Source organism: Poseidonocella sp. HB161398, from assembly GCF_005870025.1.
Lineage (GTDB): Bacteria > Pseudomonadota > Alphaproteobacteria > Rhodobacterales > Rhodobacteraceae > Mangrovicoccus.
Genome location: NZ_VATA01000281.1, coordinates 1 through 619 on the forward strand (window position 1 = coordinate 1; position 619 = coordinate 619).

Below are 619 nucleotides of genomic sequence, written 5' to 3' on the forward strand. Positions count from 1 at the left end.
ATTTTCAATAAGTTACAGGGCTGAAATGGCCGAATTCGGCCCAAGCTCCGTAGTTACACGCCGTATTGCATAACCCACTTGGAAAGCGATGGATTGCGGAATAGCCTGCATTCCATGTTCACGCGCATTACCGGAAGCGGCGGCCGCCGCTATCTCCAGATCGTCGAGTCCTTCCGCAACGATGCCGGCAAGCCCCGCCTCCGGATCGTGGCCAATCTCGGGCGGGTTGACGGCATGCCCGACGGCCACCTCGATGCCCTCATCCGGGGGCTCAGCCGGGCCGCCGGACGCGAAGAGCCTGCAAAGGCGGAGATTTCCTACGGGGCGGCGCGCAGCTACGGCGATGTCTTCGCGCTGCACGAGCTCTGGAAGGAGCTCGGCTTCGACAGGGCGCTGGCGCGCAGCCTTCGCAGCGGACGGCGCAAGACGGATGTCGAGGCACTCGTGCGCGCCATGGTCTTCAACCGCCTCTGTGCCCCGGACTCGAAGCTCGGTTGCCTGCGCTGGCTCGAGACCGTGGCGATGCCCGCCATGCCGGAAACCGTGACGCACCAGCACCTCCTGCGGGCCATGGATGCGCTGATGGATCATGCCGATGCAGTGGAGGACGCGTTGGCGA

At 64.5% G+C, this 619-nt stretch carries 1 pseudogene; it reads left to right on the forward strand.

The features are described 5' to 3' along the window. Positions 1-114 precede the first annotated feature (114 nt). Positions 115-619 (forward strand): annotated as a pseudogene (locus FGX59_RS37260) (IS1634 family transposase); the annotation flags it as partial.